Source organism: Rahnella contaminans, from assembly GCF_011065485.1.
GTDB lineage: Bacteria > Pseudomonadota > Gammaproteobacteria > Enterobacterales > Enterobacteriaceae > Rahnella > Rahnella contaminans.
This window is the reverse complement of record NZ_JAADJS010000008.1, coordinates 36,949-55,471: the sequence shown is the minus strand read 5'-3', so window position 1 is coordinate 55,471 and position 18,523 is coordinate 36,949. Positions and strand designations below refer to the sequence as shown.

Below are 18,523 nucleotides of genomic sequence, written 5' to 3'. Positions count from 1 at the left end.
GCAAGGGAAAAATAGCTATTCCCTTGCTCTCACCCTCAGAGCGGTAACAATAATTCGATTCTTTCCAGAACATCCTCAGCATTAATGATAGCTAAAGGCTGTATTTTTATATCTGCTGCCAGATTTTTAATATCTGTAGAAACACGCATGACCTGATGCAATTCCATATCCTGATAAGGCCCCGTATGGTCAGGATTTGCTGTCACGAAAAGGCTGACAGTTTTGGTTTTCAGCGCGACGGCAAGATGAAGCGGTCCGGTATCTCCGGTAACGAGTACATCCATGTTTTCTATAATGCCCATCAATTGCTTCAGATCGGTTTTCCCGATATAGCTGGTGACCCGTTTTACTTCATCTTCCGACAATGAATTCAGGAAGAATTTTTCATAGGCCAGTTCTTTTTTTGTCCCAATCAGCACAACTTCATACTCTGGCCCCAATTGGAAAAGTACTTTCGCAAGCTCAGAAAATTTTGATATTGGCCAGCATCTTATTGGTTCAGAGGCGCCCATCTGAAAACCAATAATTTTCTTTCCGGCTTCTTTATTAAGATGCGTGAAATCAACTGGAATAACCATTTCATTATTGGATACATCGCAACCTAACAAACTGCACATATTCAATTTTCGTTGAATCAGATGGCAGCTTAAAAACGATCCTTCATTAACAAGCCACTTTTCCATCCCAATCTTCTTACCGCCGTATATATCCTTGACGATATATTGGGAGCCGGACATCACTGCGCTAAGAATGTCGTAGGGGGCTTTTGAGTGTAAGATTACCGTTAATTCAGGCGGCCGCTCTCTAAGTTGTGTGACCAGTTTTCTGACGTGTTTTACCTTCTCATCCCAATATACTATCCGGTCAAAAAAAAGACTTCCCTCAACGAGGGTTTTATTTTTTTCACTGGAGACCAGTGTAATGAACGCATCCGGATAGCGTTGTCTTACCGCACGAATGGCTGGCGTATTGAACATTAAATCGCCCAGCGCCGTGGTCGAGTAAATAGCAATACTTTTAAAATTCTCTTCTGCCGAGAATGACTTCCGGCTTTTCAGAGTGGGCTTAATCTTTACATAGCAATGTAAGAAAAGATTAATCCAAAATATTTTCATCCTTTTCTGCGACATCTTAGTTCATCTTCCATTGATAATATTCTGCCAGAGTCATCCCCTGTGCCCGTTCGCTTATCCAGCTAAACAGCTTTTCCAAATCGTCGTAGAGTCTTTCAATGTCTTGTTCGTTTTTGAACGTCGGGCTTCCGCCGGGCATGAACTCTGAAGAGTGCAGCATGAACTCGATATAGTCAGAACCCTGCATAAGAGTCTGCTCAGCAACCTTTTTCATATTCTCAACATTGCCACCGGATGGGCGCAACCAGAGCGTAGAAGGCGACCGGGTTTTTCCGCGAAGTTTATCGTAGCCGCTCTTAATATGATTGAGCATTCCCGAGTGCTTAAGCTGAATACTCATCGGGACTTCAAGAAGCGGAGAATTGCCCGCTTTTGCAATATCATTGAGGTCAATGAAATAAGCCTCTTTCGGAAAACGGCTGTAATCCGTTCCGCCTGCCCCTTCAGGGTTACCCGGTGAAGATGACCAGTTCACATGCGGCGTCACCGAACAATCAACCAGATATCCCTGCTCAACCAGCAGCGACGCATAAAACTCATTAAACGCCCAACGACCCGCGCGATGGCTGAGCATTTTTGTCTGGAAATTTTCTTCCAGCAGTTTCGTCATAAATGCCACTTTAGCCTTGATTTGGTCTTCCGGGAATTCGATCAGGTAAGGCTTGTGTCGCCAGTCATCATCGGTCAGCGCGACAAGCGGAGGGCTATTCCAGGCATGTAAATGCATGCCAACTTCACCTTGTCCCCGCCGGATCACATCACTGGCAAACTCCACATAAGCAGCATCCTGCGCCATTTCATAATTCGTCAGATAAACCGGCTTAAAGGCGTACTTTTCGCAAAGGCTCTGGAATCGCGGCAGAAAGCGGGTGTTCTCAGTGGAAATGCGCTCATGATTTTGCCAAAGATTGTCACCCTCGGTATCTATGGTGATGATAAATGCGGGTTTTTTCATTGAACTGGCCTAATTTTATCTTATTAATCAAACATACAGGATGACGGTTACGCGGGCATGCCAATGCAAACATACCGCTATGACAACAATTTATTGGATTGTTTCTATTTTTTGGGATTTTCACCCTCAACGCAAGAACCGTGTTGGGTGTAGCCTGAGGCTTCAGTGTACTTTAGAATCGTGCTTTGATTCCTAAACAGTGATGAATTATGACGACTGCTCAAGCACAAAATCCGGATTCCTCTATCAGGCGTATCCTTATCATCAAACTACGTCATCACGGCGATATGTTGCTGACGACCCCGGTCGTCAATACATTGAAGGCGCGTTATCCTGACGCTGAAATTGATATGCTGATATACCAGGAAACCCGGGATATGCTGGCGGCCAATCCTTCCATTCATCACTTGCATTGCATTGACCGCACCTGGAAAAAACTCGGCGTGTGGTCCCATATGGCTCATGAAATTCGTTTAATGAAACAGGTCATGTCCCGCCATTATGATCTGACGCTCAACTTAAGCGATCAGTGGCGAAGTGCCATTGCAACCCGACTTACGGGCGCGTCTGTCCGCCTGGGTTTCGATTTTCCAAAACGTCAGGGCGCATTTTGGCGTTTTTGCCACACCCAACTGGTCAGTACGAAAAACCATCATGCACTTCATACCGTTGAACAAAACCTCTCCCTGCTGGCCCCCCTTCAGCTTCCCTTGATAAGACCGGAAGCCACGATGAGTTATGCTCAGGAAGACGGTGAAAAGGTACAGCATTTATTACAGCAGAATCAGGTTTCTGGCCGTTATATTGTGGTGCAGCCTACCTCTCGATGGTTCTTCAAATGCTGGTCAGAAGAAAAGATGGCCGCCATGCTTACGCAATTGCACGCTGAAGGCTATCCACTGATAGTCACTTCCGGGCCGGACAAACACGAGCTCGCCATGGTCGATCGTATCCTGAAACTTTGTCCTCAGATCAATCTGATTTCTCTGGCCGGCAAATTAACGTTACCCCAGCTTGCCGCCTTGATTGATGGTGCCGCACTATTTATCGGCGTGGATTCTGTCCCGATGCATATGGCGGCGGCTTTGAAAACTCCTCTCGTCGCTCTGTTTGGCCCGTCAAAACTGGTTTTCTGGCGCCCATGGGAAGCCACAGGTGAAGTGATTTGGGCCGGTGATTTCGGGCCACTTCCTGATCCGGACAATATCGATACCAACACGTCCGAACGTTATCTGAATGCCATTCCCGTAGACGTCGTGACTGATGCGGCCAGGAGATTATTAGCATGAAAGCATTCCGGCTTGCTTTAGTTCGCCAGAAATACCGCCCTGACGGAGGCGCCGAACGGTTTGTTTCCCGGGCGCTGGAAGCACTTGAAAACCAAAATATCGAGCTTAATGTCATCACCCGCGAATGGCAGGGTGACATTAACCCCGATTGGAATGTGCATTTGTGCAACCCGTGGAAATTCGGTCGTGTAAGCAGGGAGCGCGGTTTTGCCAACGCGGCCCGGCAAATCTGGCAAAAAGAGAAATTCGATTTGGTGCAAAGCCACGAACGAATACCTGGCTGCGATTTATACCGGGCCGGTGATGGCGTTCATGTCAGATGGCTGGAAGAGCGTTCGCGATTGTTGCCTCAGTACAAAGCAAAAAGACTTTTCACCGACAGGTTTCACCGTTACGTCATGCAAGCCGAAAAGGATATGTATGCCGCGCCAGAGTTGAAAGCGGTTATCTGTAATGCCGAAATGGTTAAAAAGGAAATCATTGAGCGGTTTTCTGTGCCCGCAGAAAAAATTCACGTCATTTATAATTCTGTAAATAACCAACATTTCATACCGGCGACCGCCCCGCTGCGCGCTCAGCTTCGCCAGCAATATGGTGTGCCGGCGAATGCGACTTGCATGATCTACGTTGGCTCGGGCTTTGAGCGTAAAGGCCTGGACGCGGCAATTAAAGCCATTTCAGGAACGTCGCGACATCTTCTGGTTGTCGGCAAAGATAAAAATGAGCCACGGTATCGCGAATTAGCGGCTGCAAGCGGCTGCAAAGATCGGGTGCATTTCTTTGGCGTTCAGCAAAATACGCTGCAGTTCTATCAAATGGCTGACGGGTTGCTACTCCCTACTCTATACGATCCGTTCCCCAACGTGATTCTCGAAGCCATGGCCTGTGGCCTGCCCGTGATCACTACCCCAACCTGTGGTGGAGCCGAGTTTATAGAAAATGGGAGAAACGGATTCGTTTGTGATGCGCTGGATATCAATGACCTGCAGCAAGCGATTATGGCTCTGCCGTCGAATGTGGTAGATTCTCGCGAGTCTCTAAACTCACGGGAAACGGTCATGAACAATACGCCTCAGCACCTTTCAGAGCAGCTTCTTAACCTCTATAAAGAGCTTCTGAACCGATGATAAATATTCTGATTGTTATCGATGGTTTGCCAGGCGGCGGTGCCGAAAAGGTTGTTCTGACATTAGCCGAAGGCTTTCTGCGCGCCGGACACCGTGTTTCGCTATTTTCATTAAGAGACATTTGTGAGTATCCGCTGCCAGACGGTCTGACTTACCGGGTGATAAAAGATAAATGCCGTGCGCCGTGGCGTAAAATCACTGAGCTTACACGCCGTGCCCGGTTGCTTGATCAGGCCGTACAATCCAGCGACGAATTTGATTTGGTATTATCAAACCTGCACAAAACCGATCGTATCGTTTCCCGCAGCAAATACCTCCCCCGCCATAAAGTCTGGTTCTGTTTACACGGGATGTTCTCAACGTCTTATCTGGGACACCGGACCGGCCTGAGCCGCTGGCTGAAGAAACTCAAGATAAAAAAGGTCTATCAGGACCGGAATATCGTGACTGTTTCACAGGCCGTCGCGGATGATTTAGCCCATTTCGAACTCCGTCCCTCTCAGCTTAAGGTGATCTACAACCCGTTCGATATTGATGCAATCAGACTGGCTGCCGCACAGGAATGTGAGCTTCCTCCGGGATCGTACCTGATCCATGTGGGGCGTTTTCATGAGAATAAGCGTCACGACCGGCTGATTCAGGCTTATGCAGAAAGCCGCATCGAACTCCCTCTGGTTCTGCTGGGCCAGGGTTCAGAAGCGAAAACTGAAAAGCTGAAAACATTAGCTCAGGATCTCGGCGTAGAAGACAGGGTTCTGTTTCCCGGATTCAGGCCTAACCCTTATCCTTTCATTCGAAATGCAGCAATGCTGGTACTGAGTTCGGACAGCGAAGGGTTTGGGAATGTATTGGTTGAAGCCCTGCTTCTGGGCACCCCGGTCGTCAGCACACATTGTCCGGGCGGCCCTGCTGAAATCCTGCAAGGTGAACTTGCCCGCGGGCTGGCTCAGTTGAACAGCCATAATTTAGCGCAAGTGATGGTGGATATTTACCAGAATCCCCCGGAAATCAATCAGGAAACATTATCGGGCTTTGGCATTGCACCTATTTGCGAACAATATTGCTCGCTGGCAAAAAATGCTGAGAGCTAAATAAGAATTCATTCTGAGCACCCGCTGCTCTACGTTTATTCCAGGATAATTATGCTGCAGACCCCTTCACTGAGTATTATCGTTGCCGTTTATAACGGGGAGCAATTTCTCTCCCAATTTTTCGACAATATCATCCAGCAGGCATTAACCGATTTTGAGATGATTATTGTTAACGACGGTTCAACGGATAAAAGTGCAGAAATTATTGAATCCTATCGGACATCTTTTGAGGCGTACAAGGTATTCACGATTGAAAACCAGGGCGTTTCTATCGCACGTAATCACGGTTTGTCACAAGCCACCGGCCAGTATCTGGCATTTCCGGACATCGATGACAATATTCATCCCGGAATGTACCAGAAACTGCTGGAGATGGCTGAAAAGAACTCGCTGGATGTGGCAACCTGTAATGGACGCTATGTCTATGAAAATAGCGAAAAAAACAAAATAATCTTCCCACCAGAACGCTTATCTTCGACAGGCGTTATTTCGGGTGACGTCTGGCTGAAACAGGCGCTCAACTCCCGCAAGTTTCTGCATGTGACCTGGCTGAACATCTACAATCATGATTTTATTAAACGTCATCACTTTTCTTTCGAGCCAGGACTCAGACATCAGGATATTCCGTGGACGACTGAGATTCTGCTGGCGGCAGAACGTGTTCAATATACCAGCGATATTTTCTACGATTATTTAATCCATTCGAATTCGGTTTCACATAGAACAGACGGTGACGCAACTGAAGTCCGCTCTGCACATCATTACATGAAGATTCTTCGTATGCTGGATGATATTAATCATCGGTATCAGGAAAAAGTCGCTAAAATTCCAGCGTGTAAATGGCAAATAGCAAAAGAAGGTCTGGGCATTCTTCATACCGTCGACAAAATAAAAGACCCGGCATTGAAGAAAAAGCTGGTTGAGGAAATTTTCCAGCAAGGTGTCTGGAACCTGATGTGGCGAAACGCCAATACTTTCCGCCTCCGCTGGCGGCTGGGGCGTCGGTATTTCAAATTGCGAAAATTAATCAGTGGATAGATCCCGTAACGGTCGGTAACCGCATCTTGATGCGTGAGCCGCCCAGCCTCTGGCGTTAAAAGTATTAGCTTTGATTTGGCTAAAAACTTAGAATTCCAACCCTACTCGAGACTTCACGGATATTATGTTGCAAACGCTGTATACAGTTCTTCTATACCTCATCCAGCCTCTTATCTGGATCCGTTTGCTGGTACGTGGCCGGAAGTCACCGGCATACCGTAAACGCTGGGCTGAACGTTATGGCTTCTGCAAAGGAAAGGTGGTTTCTGGCGGCATCATGCTGCATTCCGTCTCAGTGGGCGAAACTCTGGCGGCAATTCCTTTAGTCCGCGCCCTGCGCCATCGTTATCCTTCATTGCCCATTACAGTCACCACGATGACTCCCACGGGCTCCGAGCGTGTTCAGTCCGCTTTCGGTGCTGGTGTTCATCACGTTTATCTACCTTATGACCTGCCTGGATCGCTGAACCGTTTTCTCAATGAAGTGAACCCCAAGTTGGTTATCATTATGGAAACCGAGCTGTGGCCAAACCTCATCAGCGCCCTGCATCGCCGTAAAATTCCCTTAGTGATTGCTAATGCACGCCTTTCTGAGCGTTCGGCTAAAGGCTACCAAAAGCTGGGCAAATTTATCCGCACTGTTTTACAACGCATCACGCTGATTGCCGCGCAAAATCAGGAAGATGGCGATCGTTTCCTTTCACTGGGATTAAAACGTAATCAGCTCGCGGTTACCGGCAGCCTGAAATTTGATATTTCCGTGACGCCGGAGCTGGCCGCTAAAGCCATCGCGCTGCGCAGTCAGTGGGCATCACGCCGCCAGGTGTGGATTGCGACCAGTACGCATGAAGGGGAAGAAACCCTGCTGTTGGAAGCGCATAAAGAATTGCTGAAAGCTCATCCGACGCTGCTGCTGATCCTTGTGCCGCGCCATCCGGAACGTTTCCCCGTTGCCTGTGAACTGACACGCAAAGCGGGTCTGACCTTCACACAACGCAGTACGGGGGAAGTGCCTTCGTCGGGAACGCAGGTCGTGATCGGCGATACGATGGGTGAGTTAATGCTGCTGTACGGAATTGCCGATCTGGCATTTGTTGGTGGCAGTCTGGTCGAACGCGGAGGTCATAATCCTCTGGAAGCCGCAGCACACGCCATTCCTGTCCTGATGGGTCCGCATACGTTTAACTTCAAAGATATCTGCGCCAAGCTCACGCAGGACGATGGGTTGATCACCGTGACAGATACACCGTCGCTGGTCAAAGAAATCTCCACGTTGCTGACAGATGAAGATTATCGTCTGTATTACGGGCGTCACGCGGTAGAAGTTTTGCATCAAAATCAGGGAGCGCTACAACGCCTGCTGCATTTACTGGAGCCTTATCTGCCCGTGCGGGGTCATTAATGGCCGATAAAAAACGTTTATCCGTCGTGCTGATTGCACGCAATGAAGCAGATCTGCTGCCCGAATGCCTTGAGTCTGTGGCCTGGGCAGATGAAATCATCCTGCTTGATTCAGGCAGTGAAGATGCCACGCCGGACGTTGCCCGTCAGTTTGGCGCCAAAGTTTTCACCAACGAGCAATGGCCGGGTTTTGGTAAGCAGCGCCAGTTAGCGCAAAGCTATGCGACTGGCGATTATATTTTGATGATCGATGCGGACGAACGGGTTTCCCCGGAACTGCGTCAGTCGGTGGAAAACGTTCTGAATAATTCTCAGGAAAACACGGTTTACAGTTTTGGCCGCAGTAATTTATTCCTCGGAAAATTTATGCGCCACAGCGGCTGGTATCCCGATCGTGTCAACCGCTTATATCCTTCAGCCTTCCGCTATAACGACGATTTAGTTCACGAATCGCTGAACACGGGCAATGCCGCCGTTATCCCTTTGCAAGGCGATTTGCTGCACCTGACTTGTCGGGATTTCTTTGCTTTTCAGCGTAAACAGCTTAGTTATGCCGAAGCATGGGCCCGTCAGCGCCATCAGCAAGGCCGCCGTTGCAGCTTTTTCTCTGTCATTTCACACACATCAGGCGCTTTCATAAAAACCTGGATCCTGCGGGCGGGTTTTCTGGATGGGAAACAGGGTTTGATTCTGGCAGGCGTCAATGCACAGTATACTTTCAATAAATATGCCGCCCTGTGGGCACTCAGCCATCAACTGCAAAAGTGAGCTTGTATGAGCACTAAGGCAATTTATCCCGGTACTTTCGACCCGCTGACTAACGGACATCTTGATATCGTGACGCGTGCTGCGTTGATGTTCGATCATGTCATTCTGGCGATTGCCGCCAGCCCGAGCAAAAAACCGATGTTTACTCTGGATGAGCGTGTGGCGCTGGCCACGCAGGTCACTTCTCATCTGAAAAATGTTGAAGTGATTGGCTTTAGCGATCTGATGGCGAACTTTGCCAAAGCGCAGGGCGCGAATGTCCTGGTGCGTGGCTTGCGTGCGGTGTCTGACTTTGAATATGAGATGCAGCTGGCAAACATGAACCGGCATTTGCTGCCGACGCTGGAAAGCGTATTTATGATGCCATCAAAAGAGTGGTCGTTTATTTCATCATCTCTGGTGAAGGAAGTGGCCCGCCACGGTGGCGATATCACGCCGTTCCTGCCTCAAAAAATCACTCAGGCTCTGATGGATAAGATCAGCGCCTGAGTCTGTTCTACCGCTGGCAGTTAGGGCAAAAAAACGTGGTACGCTGAGCGTGTTTCTTACTCTCGACAGGCGTACCGCATATCCTGCAAGGCTCGCCAGCGCGGCCATAAACCTGTAACTCCTGCGCGAAATACCCCGGTTTGCCATCCGACTGAAGGAAATCTTTCAGCGTGGTTCCACCCTGCTCAATGGAACGCAATAACACCGCTTTAATGGTTCTGACCAGTAACTCGGCCTCATCGAGTTTGAGCGAATGCGCCAGCCTGTCAGGTGAAATACCCGCAACAAACAGCGATTCGCTGGCGTAGATGTTGCCTACCCCGACCACCAGTTTGTTGTCCATCAGCCACGGCTTGATGGGGGATTTTTTTGTGCGCGACTTCTCCAGCAGATAACCGGCGGTAAAATCCGTACTTAAAGGCTCCGGCCCGAGGTGCGCTAAAACATTGCTGGCCGCCAGATCTGAAGACCATAACCAGGCTCCAAAACGCCGCGGATCGGTATAACGCAACACAAAACCGGTATCCATCACCAGATCGACATGGTCATGTTTACCCGGTTCGGTTTCTTCCGACAGAATCCGCAAACTGCCAGACATGCCCAGATGAATGATGATCCAGCCCGTCTTAAGCTCAACCAGCAGATACTTTGCACGACGTTGAACGCTCAGCACCAGTTGGTCACTGAGCGACAGAATCCCTGTAGAAACAGGCCAGCGCAGACGCGGATTACGCACGATAGCGTGCATGATCGTGTGGCCTTTCAGATAGGGTTCAATCCCTCTGCGGCTGGTTTCAACCTCAGGTAATTCCGGCATAATTTCTCCCTTAGCAGAATGATTCTCAGAGTGTGTCGCAGACATCAGCATCAGGCAAACAAAAGTCGCTCTGAGCGGAAATGGCCAAATTCAGACAATAAAAAACCCGGCCGGAGCCGGGTTTTATTAATCCACTAAAATTATTTAATTTTAGCTTCTTTATAGATCACGTGTTGACGGACAACTGGATCGAATTTCTTCAGTTCCAATTTTTCCGGCTTAGTACGCTTGTTCTTCGTGGTGGTATAGAAGTGACCAGTACCAGCAGAAGAAACCAGCTTGATCTTCTCGCGAACACCTTTAGCCATGATGCAGTTCCTTAATACTTCTCACCGCGGGCACGCAGATCGGCCAAGACCGTCTCAATACCCTTCTTATCAATAACACGCATACCTTTAGCAGATACACGCAGAGTTACAAAGCGCTTCTCAGCCTCAACCCAAAAACGGTGGGAGTGCAGGTTCGGCAGAAAACGGCGTTTGGTCGCGTTCAGTGCGTGGGAACGGTTGTTACCGCTCACCGGGCGCTTGCCAGTAACTTGGCAGACTCGGGACATGTCTATTCTCCAAAAATCAAATCAGCTCGAGCTTCGTATAGGGTATGGCCGCCTCGTCAGGCTTTAGAGCCCATCTCAGCAAACTCCACTGAGAACCGACTCACTGTCGTCGGGTAAAAACCAATTCATCAGGTTAGAAACCTGCTGAGATAGGCTCTTAACGCCAAACCCAAGATTCTCAAAGGTGGCGTAGTATACGCTCTGTAGCGTAAGTGCTCAAGTCCCGAACAGCTAAAGATCCCTAAGGATCTTCAAAAAACGACGCTAAATCCAACCGCGTTCAGCAAAAGAGACTGTTTCTCCGTGGCCTACAACCAAATGGTCAAGGACGCGAATTTCCAGCAGTTGGCACGCTCGAATAATCTGTTCAGTCACTTTCCGGTCCATCAGGCTGGGCTCAGCCCGACCGGATGGGTGATTATGCGCCAGAATTAGGGCTGCCGCATTAACCTTCATCGCACCGCGAACAATTTCGCGGGGATACACTTCTACGTGCCCAATAGTACCAGCAAACATCTCCTCATGGCGAATAACGCGATGCTGGTTGTCGAGAAAAAGTACCAGAAAGACCTCTCTTTCCCGAAAAACCAGTAAATTCTGCAGATATTCCCGCATGACCTCCGGGCTGAGCATCGCATTCTCCGCATTGAGGTGACGTAAATATGACCGGCGCGACAGTTCTGAAACTGCAACCAACTGTGCAAATTTCGCGACGCCCATCCCTTTAATGCCCGCCATTGAATCAAAATCAGCCATCAGCAACTGATGCAGAGAACCGAATTTTTCCAGAAGATTCTTCGCCAGCGCCATGACGTGCATTCCCTGGCAACCGGTACGCAGATAGATCGCCAGCAGCTCCTGATCGGTCAGCCCTTTTGCGCCCTGTTGCAGTAATTTTTCCCGTGGAGGCAATTCACCCGGCCAGCTTTCCTGTACTTTCGTCATCCTGACTCCTTTTAGGCGCCGATTCTGGCACAGAGCCCTGCCCGTCGGGGTTTCCGGTTTAAAAGCCTGCGAGGCGTTACGCAGAATTTTTATTCATCCGCTTAAGAGCATCGCCAATAGCTGTCATCATTCCGCGTTATGCTAAAATGTCGCTTCTTTCGGCTTACAACCAATCGGACAATGATGATGACGGGACTTTCCGGCAAACATATTGTGCTCGGTATCAGCGGTGGTATCGCTGCCTATAAAGCACCAGAACTGGTACGTCGCTTACGTGAAAGAGGCGCAGAAGTCCGCGTGGTCATGACACAAGCGGCGAAATCCTTTGTGACCCCCCTGAGCCTGCAGGCCGTTTCTGGCTATCCGGTCTCTGATGACCTGCTTGATCCTGCTGCCGAAGCGGCAATGGGGCATATCGAGTTGGGCAAATGGGCTGACTTAGTTCTGATTGCTCCCGCCACGGCTGATTTACTGGCACGAATGAACGCAGGTATGGCGAATGACCTGCTGACGACTGTCTGTCTGGCAACCGCCGCGCCCGTCGCTGTTCTGCCGGCTATGAACCAGCAAATGTATCGCGCTGCCGTCACTCAGGAGAACCTGGAAAAACTGGCCGCACGTGGCACGTTAATCTGGGGCCCCGACAGCGGAAGCCAGGCCTGTGGCGATATCGGCCCTGGCCGGATGCTCGATCCGCTGGTGATAGTCGATTTAGCCAATACCCATTTTTCTGCACATAAAGATCTGGCGCATCTGAATATTATGGTGACTGCAGGCCCGACCCGAGAACCTCTGGATCCGGTGCGTTTCATCAGCAATCACAGTTCCGGGAAAATGGGGTTTGCGATTGCCAAAGCCGCCGCTGAACGCGGTGCGCAGGTCACGCTGATAGCCGGACCGGTCGTGCAACCGACACCTCTGAACGTTCGCCGGATTGATGTAGAAAGTGCGCTGGAGATGGAGAAAGCAGTGCAAGCTTTTGCAGCCTCCCAGCAAATTTTTATTTCCTGCGCTGCCGTGGCCGATTACCGCGCTGAAATCATTGCTGATGAGAAAATCAAAAAGCAAGGCGATGAAATCACTGTAAAAATGGTGAAAAACCCCGACATTGTCGCGGGCGTCGCTGCCATGACGGAAAACCGTCCCTACGTCGTGGGGTTTGCCGCTGAAACCCAGAATGTGGAAGAATACGCGCGGCAAAAAAGGATCCGCAAGAATCTGGATCTGATTTGCGCCAACGACGTTTCACTTGCCGGACATGGTTTCAATACTGATACCAATGCCTTGCATCTTTTTTGGCAGGACGGGGATAAAATCTTACCGCTCAGCGATAAGTCCCTGCTTGGTCAACGTTTATTAGAAGAGATTGTCAGCCGTTATGATGAAAAAAATCGACATTAAAATTCTCGACCCGCGCATCGGTTCGACTTTCCCTTTACCTGCCTACGCAACGCCGGGATCCGCAGGTCTGGATTTGCGCGCCTGTCTGGACGCGTCGGTAGAACTGAAACCGGGCGAAACGACGTTGCTGCCAACAGGTCTGGCTATCCACATTGGTGATGCAAATCTGGCGGCGGTTATCCTGCCACGTTCAGGTTTAGGCCATAAACACGGCGTCGTTCTGGGCAACCTGGTCGGTCTTATCGATTCCGATTATCAGGGTCAGCTGATGGTTTCCGTCTGGAATCGTGGTCAGACTACATTTGTTATCGAACCGGGCGAGCGCATTGCTCAGATGGTATTTGTGCCTGTCGTTCAGGCAGAATTCAATCTGGTGGAAGATTTTGACGCCAGTGAACGCGGCGAAGGTGGTTTCGGCCATTCAGGTCGCCAATAAGAACCTGTTCAGCACCGCAGATTTTGACGCGATATTGAACAGATCCTTATCACTATCAGACCGTAACAACACCAAGGGAACGAAATAAGCCGCAGGATCACAGCGATTCATGCGGCAGTTGTGCGGTTTCTCCATGATTTTAGCCGTTTTTTAGCAAGGGTCTATTCAGACATGGCAGAGAAAGAAACGACAAAAAGGAACCGGCGTGAAGAGATTTTGCAGGCGTTAGCGCAAATGCTTCAGTCCAGCGATGGCAGCCAGCGGATCACCACCGCGAAACTCGCCGCCAGCGTAGGCGTTTCAGAAGCAGCTCTTTACCGTCATTTTCCCAGTAAGACGCGGATGTTTGACAGCTTAATCGAGTTTATCGAAGACAGTCTGATTACGCGTATCAATCTCATCCTGCAGGATGAAAAAGATACATTGAACAGAATCCGTCTGATTTTGCTGCTGATTTTAGGTTTTGCCGAACGCAATCCGGGGCTCACCCGCATTATGACCGGTCACGCACTGATGTTCGAACAGGATCGCCTGCAGGGTCGCATCAACCAGCTTTTTGAGCGAATTGAAGCGCAGTTGCGTCAGGTTTTACGGGAAAAGAAAATGCGTGAAGGCAGCGGGTTTATCAGTGATGAAACCCTGCTTGCCAGCCAGTTACTGGCATTTTGCGAAGGGATGCTTTCGCGGTTTGTGCGTTCAGAATTCAAGTATCGTCCGACTCAGGACTTTGATACACGCTGGCCACTGATTTCTGCTCAGCTGCAATAACGTCATTTTCCAGCACAGGTTACAGATGCAAAAAAGGGCCGAAAGGCCCTTTTGTTTTTGGTCCTACGGCTGGATCATTTTTCCATGTTCATCCAGCATCGCAGTCAGCAAGGCCGTACCGTCTTGCCCTACCCGAAATGCACCATAACGCGCGCTGGCGAAACGCTCACCGTGACCTTCCTGGAAAAAGTAAGCATTCGTTCCCACCGTCAGCATTCCGGCATTCATATGATACTTCACCCGTAACTCCCCTGGCTTCAGCGGCTCGCCGCTATCAAACCTCGCCCGAGTGACCTGCCGCTGCTCATTGACTGTCACAATAATTTTGCCACTGACTGGCAGGCAAGGCGTCTGTGGAACCGAATCACACACCTGACGTTGCCGGGATGACTCCTGCTGCAAAGCCTGCGTTATGGCATAACTGAGAGCCATATAATCCCCCTGCATGAGAGAACGCGGATCAACCGGTGCAAGCGGCAATATCATCACCGCCCCCTGTTTAAGTATCTGTTCTTTTTGCCAGATACCGGCATTCACGGCGATCAGCGCCAGCAGTATCACTAATCCCGCCAGCCATTTTCTCAAATTAGTGGTTTGCATACGCTTCCTCCTTCCGCGCCGATATCAGTTTTTTGGCGGCAAATGCCAGCGCAAGCAGCGCCACGCCAGTGACAAACATCAGAAGGGATTTCTGCAATAAACTGACACCGAGGAAGTAATACCAGTCAATAACATAAAGCGCGAGGAAACAGCCGCTGGCGGCCAAAACCCCCTGACTTCCCTGATAACGCGCCATCAGTAATAACCACAGGCCCAGGCCGATTCCCGGTGCATAATAAGCAGCGAAACCGCACAACAAAGCAGCAACCAGAAGCAGCGGCGCTGATGACGTCTTTTTCACCACCGTCTGATACAAACACCCGATGATTAAACCTGCGGCAATACCTGCGCCGGTTCCCGTCGAAAGCGTGAAATACCCTGCTGGCCGCCAGAAAAAATCAAAGAGAAGTGAGGAATTAATACCGGAAAAACACTGCAATATCAGGCCGGACGGGATCCCCCAGAGGAGAGGGGAAACAGCCTCAGCGCCTGCAGTGGCTGCTAAGTTAATTTGTTCCCTGATAATCCACAGCCAGAAAATCACAATGACAGCAATCAGCGCTGAAACCATACAAAAACTGGCGACTGGCGGTAAATACATCCCGGCCAGCAAATTGCCGGAAAGTATCAGCAAAAAAGTCGCCGCTGTTACCGCCATAAAGCGGAATGTACGATCTGCCATCGCCAGCGCCATCACTGCGAGAACCGGCAATGAACAAAGTGAGCCCACCAGAAAATACATATCCCAACTGGCTTCAAAGAGCATACAGAAGCCAAAGCACAGGCCACAGGTTGCCGCTATCGCCCATGCCAGTCCGATATGATGTTTGCTCACACCCTGCGCGCGAAGAAATCCGCCCGCGACCAAGGCAAGGATCAGCGAAGGGATAATCACAGTGGCAGCATTAGGGTCATTGAGCAGGCCGGCAACATAGAGCACCAGTATCAGCAGGAACAGAATGATCATGGCCGCCACCCAGCCACCGACCCCCAGCGTCAGCCGCAGATACCAGGGGAGATGAGAGGAGTGATCGTATTGCTGAATCTCTTCAATTTGCGTCTGATTAAGCAAATTATGTCGGCGTAACTGTTCGGTCAGCAATGCCACTTTCGTGAAGGAAACCTCGACCGGCTGGTTCTCATAGAGTTTACGCCGCCAGTGGAGCATCAAAGCGCCACATCCCGCCAGCCATAGAGCCATCAGACAGCCCAGCATAAACAGCCCCCCCACATCGTAAGAACTGTCGAACATCTGCATGATCAACACGCACCCGATGGCCGCTCCACTGGCCGTCCCCAGCGTCAGCATACACAGGTCAGGATGGCGGTAGCGGTAGAAGAAGTAGCCCGCCAGTAAAACGAGCAGCCATAACGCCGTCGCAAAGTGATGAGGGGGACCGTAACGCCAGCCGGATACATTTCCGGCAACGATGGAGGTCAGCATTAACAGGAGAAAACCGGCCATCACACGGGAGAACCAGCGACTGGCGAGCCACGACTTAGGATTGTGTTTAATTGCCCGCAGGGCAAGCACTTCACGCGTAACCAGACACAACACCTGCACAATCAAGTAACTATAAAGTGCGGTGGAGGGAAAATAGTCGAGACCATCAAATATCGCGCTGTCCATCAGGGACATAGACACCGTGACGTAATAGAGCTGAAAGGTAAGATTGGCAAGCAACCAGGAGCAGAACCACAAATTGTTCTGTCGGGCGATGAGGGCTAAAGGCAGGAAAACAAACAGCCAGGCTCTGAACAACTCCCAGCTGTCGGCGCCCGTCTGATAAATCTGCCCATAGAGGGCAAACAGCGCGCCAAAACTGAGAGCGGCCGCCAGTAAGGCACTACGCGCAAGTCCGTCATACCAGCGCCACCAGACCACGACGGTAAGCGCAACGACCAACAACTCTGCCAGCGCAAACTTTGCCATCTTCGGCATATCTGCCCAGTTCCAGGCGACAAAAAAGACGGCAGCCGCGACCAGCGATAACAATCCCAGCAGCGAGAGTAACGGCACCAGAAATCTTCGCCATTGCGGAAAATCAGGCCGGACACCGCAGAAATCATAAATACGCTGGCATTCTGCGGGTGTCAGGCATTTGCCTTTAACCAGCCGCTCCGTCTGGCCACAGAGAAACTCTGCTGCCCGCGAAGGCATCCATTCTTTACTGCCTGCTTCAGTTTGTGTCATGACATCCCTGCCTTATAAAGTTTTACCCGAGATTAAACGCCATACTCCTGCCGGTAAGCCCGCACAGCAGCCAGATGGTCAGCCATTTCCGCTTTTTCTTCCAGATACTCAATCAGGTCGGCCAGCGTAATAATTGAAATCACTTTGCAATGATAGTCCCGTTCAACTTCCTGAATCGCAGAGATATCCGCGCGGCCACGTTCCTGACGATCCAGAGAAATCAGAACGCCCGCTAGCGTTGCATTGTGAGCATTGATGATTTCCATGGACTCACGGATAGCTGTACCGGCGGTAATCACATCATCAACCAGCATGACGCGGCCCTGAAGAGGGCTGCCCACCAATAAACCACCTTCACCGTGATCTTTGGCTTCTTTGCGGTTGAAACAATACGGCACATCGCGTTCATGATGCTCAGCCAGCGCGACGGCAGTGGTGGTTGCAATCGGAATCCCTTTATAGGCCGGGCCGAAAACTAAATCGAAATCAATTTTTGAATCCATCAATGCTTCAGCGTAAAAACGTCCCAGTAACGCCAGATCACGGCCAGTGTTAAACAAACCGGCATTGAAGAAGTAAGGACTTATGCGCCCGGACTTCAGGGTAAACTCGCCGAATTTCAAAACCTGTTTGTTCAGTGCAAACTCAATAAACTGGCGCTGATAGGCTTTCATTGATGGTCTCCTCGATAATGTCTTATATCTGCAATTGTCAGCCCGCAGGCCATAAAAAAGGCGACTTCTCAGTCGCCTTAAAAAATTATTCCGCCAGCGCCGCTTTCTGCGCCTGGAAGATAGTGTCGATGCCCCCTCTGGCGAGGGCCAGTAAACTGAGCAACTCCTCATGACTGAACGGCTCGCCTTCTGCGGTGCCCTGCACTTCAATCATGCGGCCATCTTCCATCATCACGACGTTCATGTCCGTTTCAGCTGCCGAATCTTCGACATACTCAAGGTCGCAAAGCGCTTCGCCTTTGACAATACCCACAGAGACGGCGGCAACCATCCCTTTCATCGGATTGGCTTTCAGTTTACCCGCTGCTACCAGCGCGTTCAGTGCATCTGCCAGCGCCACACAGGCTCCGGAAATGGACGCAGTACGCGTGCCGCCGTCAGCCTGCAAAACATCGCAGTCCAGCGTGATGGTGAATTCACCCAGTTTTTTGAGATCCACTGCCGCACGCAATGAGCGGGCAATCAGACGCTGAATTTCAAGGGTACGACCGCCTTGTTTGCCTTTCGCGGCTTCACGCGCATTACGGCTGTGCGTGGAGCGTGGCAGCATACCGTATTCAGCCGTGATCCAACCTTGTCCCTGACCTTTCAGGAAACGCGGAACGCCTTCTTCGACCGTCGCGGTACACAGCACTTTGGTATCACCAAACTCCACCAGCACGGAACCTTCAGCGTGTTTAGTGTAATGGCGGGTCAGTGTTACGGGGCGTACTTGTTGTGCATTTCTGCCTGCTGGACGCATGGATAGTTCTCCGGGTCGCGAATCGTGTTTGGCTGCGCA

Annotated in this window: 20 protein-coding genes; 10 read left to right on the top strand and 10 right to left on the bottom strand. The window is 50.3% G+C overall.

Annotated elements, in window-relative coordinates; all coding sequences use genetic code 11:
• Window positions 1-35: 35 nt before the first annotated feature.
• Window positions 36-1,130, bottom strand: a complete 1,095-nt coding sequence (locus GW579_RS22625) for a glycosyltransferase family 9 protein (protein ID WP_235937449.1) — start codon at window positions 1,128-1,130, stop codon at window positions 36-38.
• Between the two features lies 1 nt (window position 1,131).
• A complete protein-coding gene (locus tag GW579_RS22620) occupies window positions 1,132-2,088 on the bottom strand; it encodes a polysaccharide deacetylase family protein (protein ID WP_165062009.1) in 957 nt (318 codons plus the stop codon).
• 206 nt (window positions 2,089-2,294) lie between these two features.
• On the opposite strand from GW579_RS22620, the gene rfaQ reads away from it, so the two are divergent.
• From rfaQ to coaD, 7 genes are all read left to right on the top strand, one after another.
• A complete protein-coding gene (gene rfaQ, locus GW579_RS22615) occupies window positions 2,295-3,377 on the top strand; it encodes a putative lipopolysaccharide heptosyltransferase III (RefSeq protein WP_371819783.1) in 1,083 nt (360 codons plus the stop codon).
• Entirely contained in the window at window positions 3,374-4,504 is a 1,131-nt protein-coding gene (locus GW579_RS22610) for a glycosyltransferase family 4 protein (protein ID WP_165062007.1), read from the top strand. The genes rfaQ and GW579_RS22610 overlap by 4 nt, the downstream gene beginning before the upstream one ends.
• Window positions 4,504-5,595 (top strand): glycosyltransferase, encoded by a 1,092-nt coding sequence (locus tag GW579_RS22605; RefSeq protein ID WP_165062054.1) that lies wholly within the window; start codon window positions 4,504-4,506, stop codon window positions 5,593-5,595. The genes GW579_RS22610 and GW579_RS22605 overlap by 1 nt, the downstream gene beginning before the upstream one ends.
• Window positions 5,596-5,646: 51 nt before the next feature.
• On the top strand, window positions 5,647-6,633 hold the full coding sequence (locus tag GW579_RS22600) for a glycosyltransferase (RefSeq protein ID WP_165062005.1): 987 nt from the start codon (window positions 5,647-5,649) through the stop codon (window positions 6,631-6,633).
• Between the two features lie 127 nt (window positions 6,634-6,760).
• Complete coding sequence (gene waaA / locus GW579_RS22595) at window positions 6,761-8,035, top strand: lipid IV(A) 3-deoxy-D-manno-octulosonic acid transferase (RefSeq protein ID WP_193333112.1); 1,275 nt, start codon at window positions 6,761-6,763, stop codon at window positions 8,033-8,035.
• Window positions 8,035-8,802: a glycosyltransferase family 2 protein gene (locus GW579_RS22590; protein WP_165062003.1), complete on the top strand. Its 768-nt coding sequence runs from the start codon at window positions 8,035-8,037 to the stop codon at window positions 8,800-8,802. Before waaA ends, GW579_RS22590 begins: the two co-directional genes overlap by 1 nt.
• 6 nt (window positions 8,803-8,808) lie before the next feature.
• Window positions 8,809-9,291 carry a pantetheine-phosphate adenylyltransferase gene (gene coaD, locus GW579_RS22585; protein ID WP_152324982.1) on the top strand — a complete coding sequence of 161 codons (483 nt, stop codon included), beginning with the start codon at window positions 8,809-8,811 and terminating at the stop codon, window positions 9,289-9,291.
• A 7-nt stretch (window positions 9,292-9,298) separates the two neighbouring features.
• On the opposite strand, the gene mutM is transcribed toward coaD, so the two are convergent.
• The 4 genes from mutM to radC all read right to left on the bottom strand — a co-directional run bounded on the left by mutM (window position 9,299) and on the right by radC (window position 11,609).
• The gene (mutM, locus tag GW579_RS22580) at window positions 9,299-10,108 is read right to left on the bottom strand and encodes a bifunctional DNA-formamidopyrimidine glycosylase/DNA-(apurinic or apyrimidinic site) lyase (RefSeq protein ID WP_165062001.1); all 810 of its coding nucleotides are present in this window, start codon (window positions 10,106-10,108) and stop codon (window positions 9,299-9,301) included.
• 140 nt (window positions 10,109-10,248) lie between these two features.
• Entirely contained in the window at window positions 10,249-10,416 is a 168-nt protein-coding gene (gene rpmG / locus GW579_RS22575; RefSeq protein ID WP_004392084.1) for a 50S ribosomal protein L33, read from the bottom strand.
• An 11-nt stretch (window positions 10,417-10,427) separates the two neighbouring features.
• Window positions 10,428-10,664, bottom strand: a complete 237-nt coding sequence (gene rpmB / locus GW579_RS22570; protein ID WP_101079928.1) for a 50S ribosomal protein L28 — start codon at window positions 10,662-10,664, stop codon at window positions 10,428-10,430.
• Window positions 10,665-10,928: 264 nt separating this feature from the next.
• Window positions 10,929-11,609 carry a RadC family protein gene (gene radC / locus GW579_RS22565; RefSeq protein WP_152324979.1) on the bottom strand — a complete coding sequence of 227 codons (681 nt, stop codon included), beginning with the start codon at window positions 11,607-11,609 and terminating at the stop codon, window positions 10,929-10,931.
• A gap of 183 nt (window positions 11,610-11,792) precedes the next feature.
• Between radC and coaBC the strand changes: the two genes are divergently transcribed.
• From coaBC to slmA, 3 genes are all read left to right on the top strand, one after another.
• Complete coding sequence (coaBC, locus tag GW579_RS22560) at window positions 11,793-13,010, top strand: bifunctional phosphopantothenoylcysteine decarboxylase/phosphopantothenate--cysteine ligase CoaBC (protein ID WP_165062052.1); 1,218 nt, start codon at window positions 11,793-11,795, stop codon at window positions 13,008-13,010.
• Window positions 12,988-13,446, top strand: coding sequence for a dUTP diphosphatase (gene dut / locus GW579_RS22555; RefSeq protein WP_013577627.1), 459 nt, complete (start codon window positions 12,988-12,990; stop codon window positions 13,444-13,446). The genes coaBC and dut overlap by 23 nt, the downstream gene beginning before the upstream one ends.
• Before the next feature lie 171 nt (window positions 13,447-13,617).
• On the top strand, window positions 13,618-14,214 hold the full coding sequence (gene slmA / locus GW579_RS22550; protein ID WP_152324977.1) for a nucleoid occlusion factor SlmA: 597 nt from the start codon (window positions 13,618-13,620) through the stop codon (window positions 14,212-14,214).
• 63 nt (window positions 14,215-14,277) lie between these two features.
• Here the strand turns inward: slmA and GW579_RS22545 are convergent, their stop codons facing one another.
• From GW579_RS22545 to rph, 4 genes are all read right to left on the bottom strand, one after another.
• Window positions 14,278-14,814 (bottom strand): GDYXXLXY domain-containing protein, encoded by a 537-nt coding sequence (locus tag GW579_RS22545; protein WP_165061999.1) that lies wholly within the window; start codon window positions 14,812-14,814, stop codon window positions 14,278-14,280.
• Complete coding sequence (locus tag GW579_RS22540) at window positions 14,801-17,008, bottom strand: DUF2157 domain-containing protein (protein ID WP_165061997.1); 2,208 nt, start codon at window positions 17,006-17,008, stop codon at window positions 14,801-14,803. Before GW579_RS22540 ends, GW579_RS22545 begins: the two co-directional genes overlap by 14 nt.
• A gap of 32 nt (window positions 17,009-17,040) precedes the next feature.
• Window positions 17,041-17,682 (bottom strand): orotate phosphoribosyltransferase, encoded by a 642-nt coding sequence (gene pyrE, locus GW579_RS22535; protein ID WP_152324973.1) that lies wholly within the window; start codon window positions 17,680-17,682, stop codon window positions 17,041-17,043.
• Window positions 17,683-17,767: 85 nt separating this feature from the next.
• Window positions 17,768-18,484, bottom strand: coding sequence for a ribonuclease PH (rph, locus tag GW579_RS22530; RefSeq protein ID WP_152324971.1), 717 nt, complete (start codon window positions 18,482-18,484; stop codon window positions 17,768-17,770).
• Window positions 18,485-18,523 lie beyond the last annotated feature (39 nt).

Coding starts and splice junctions, on each gene's coding strand:
- GW579_RS22625 (WP_235937449.1), bottom strand. CDS start 1,130: ATGTCGCAGAAAAGGATGAAAATATTTTGGATTAATCTTTTCTTACAT.
- GW579_RS22620 (WP_165062009.1), bottom strand. CDS start 2,088: ATGAAAAAACCCGCATTTATCATCACCATAGATACCGAGGGTGACAAT.
- GW579_RS22610 (WP_165062007.1), top strand. CDS start 3,374: ATGAAAGCATTCCGGCTTGCTTTAGTTCGCCAGAAATACCGCCCTGAC.
- GW579_RS22600 (WP_165062005.1), top strand. CDS start 5,647: ATGCTGCAGACCCCTTCACTGAGTATTATCGTTGCCGTTTATAACGGG.
- GW579_RS22590 (WP_165062003.1), top strand. CDS start 8,035: ATGGCCGATAAAAAACGTTTATCCGTCGTGCTGATTGCACGCAATGAA.
- coaD (WP_152324982.1), top strand. CDS start 8,809: ATGAGCACTAAGGCAATTTATCCCGGTACTTTCGACCCGCTGACTAAC.
- mutM (WP_165062001.1), bottom strand. CDS start 10,108: ATGCCGGAATTACCTGAGGTTGAAACCAGCCGCAGAGGGATTGAACCC.
- rpmG (WP_004392084.1), bottom strand. CDS start 10,416: ATGGCTAAAGGTGTTCGCGAGAAGATCAAGCTGGTTTCTTCTGCTGGT.
- rpmB (WP_101079928.1), bottom strand. CDS start 10,664: ATGTCCCGAGTCTGCCAAGTTACTGGCAAGCGCCCGGTGAGCGGTAAC.
- radC (WP_152324979.1), bottom strand. CDS start 11,609: ATGACGAAAGTACAGGAAAGCTGGCCGGGTGAATTGCCTCCACGGGAA.
- coaBC (WP_165062052.1), top strand. CDS start 11,793: ATGATGACGGGACTTTCCGGCAAACATATTGTGCTCGGTATCAGCGGT.
- dut (WP_013577627.1), top strand. CDS start 12,988: ATGATGAAAAAAATCGACATTAAAATTCTCGACCCGCGCATCGGTTCG.
- slmA (WP_152324977.1), top strand. CDS start 13,618: ATGGCAGAGAAAGAAACGACAAAAAGGAACCGGCGTGAAGAGATTTTG.
- GW579_RS22545 (WP_165061999.1), bottom strand. CDS start 14,814: ATGCAAACCACTAATTTGAGAAAATGGCTGGCGGGATTAGTGATACTG.
- GW579_RS22540 (WP_165061997.1), bottom strand. CDS start 17,008: ATGACACAAACTGAAGCAGGCAGTAAAGAATGGATGCCTTCGCGGGCA.
- pyrE (WP_152324973.1), bottom strand. CDS start 17,682: ATGAAAGCCTATCAGCGCCAGTTTATTGAGTTTGCACTGAACAAACAG.
- rph (WP_152324971.1), bottom strand. CDS start 18,484: ATGCGTCCAGCAGGCAGAAATGCACAACAAGTACGCCCCGTAACACTG.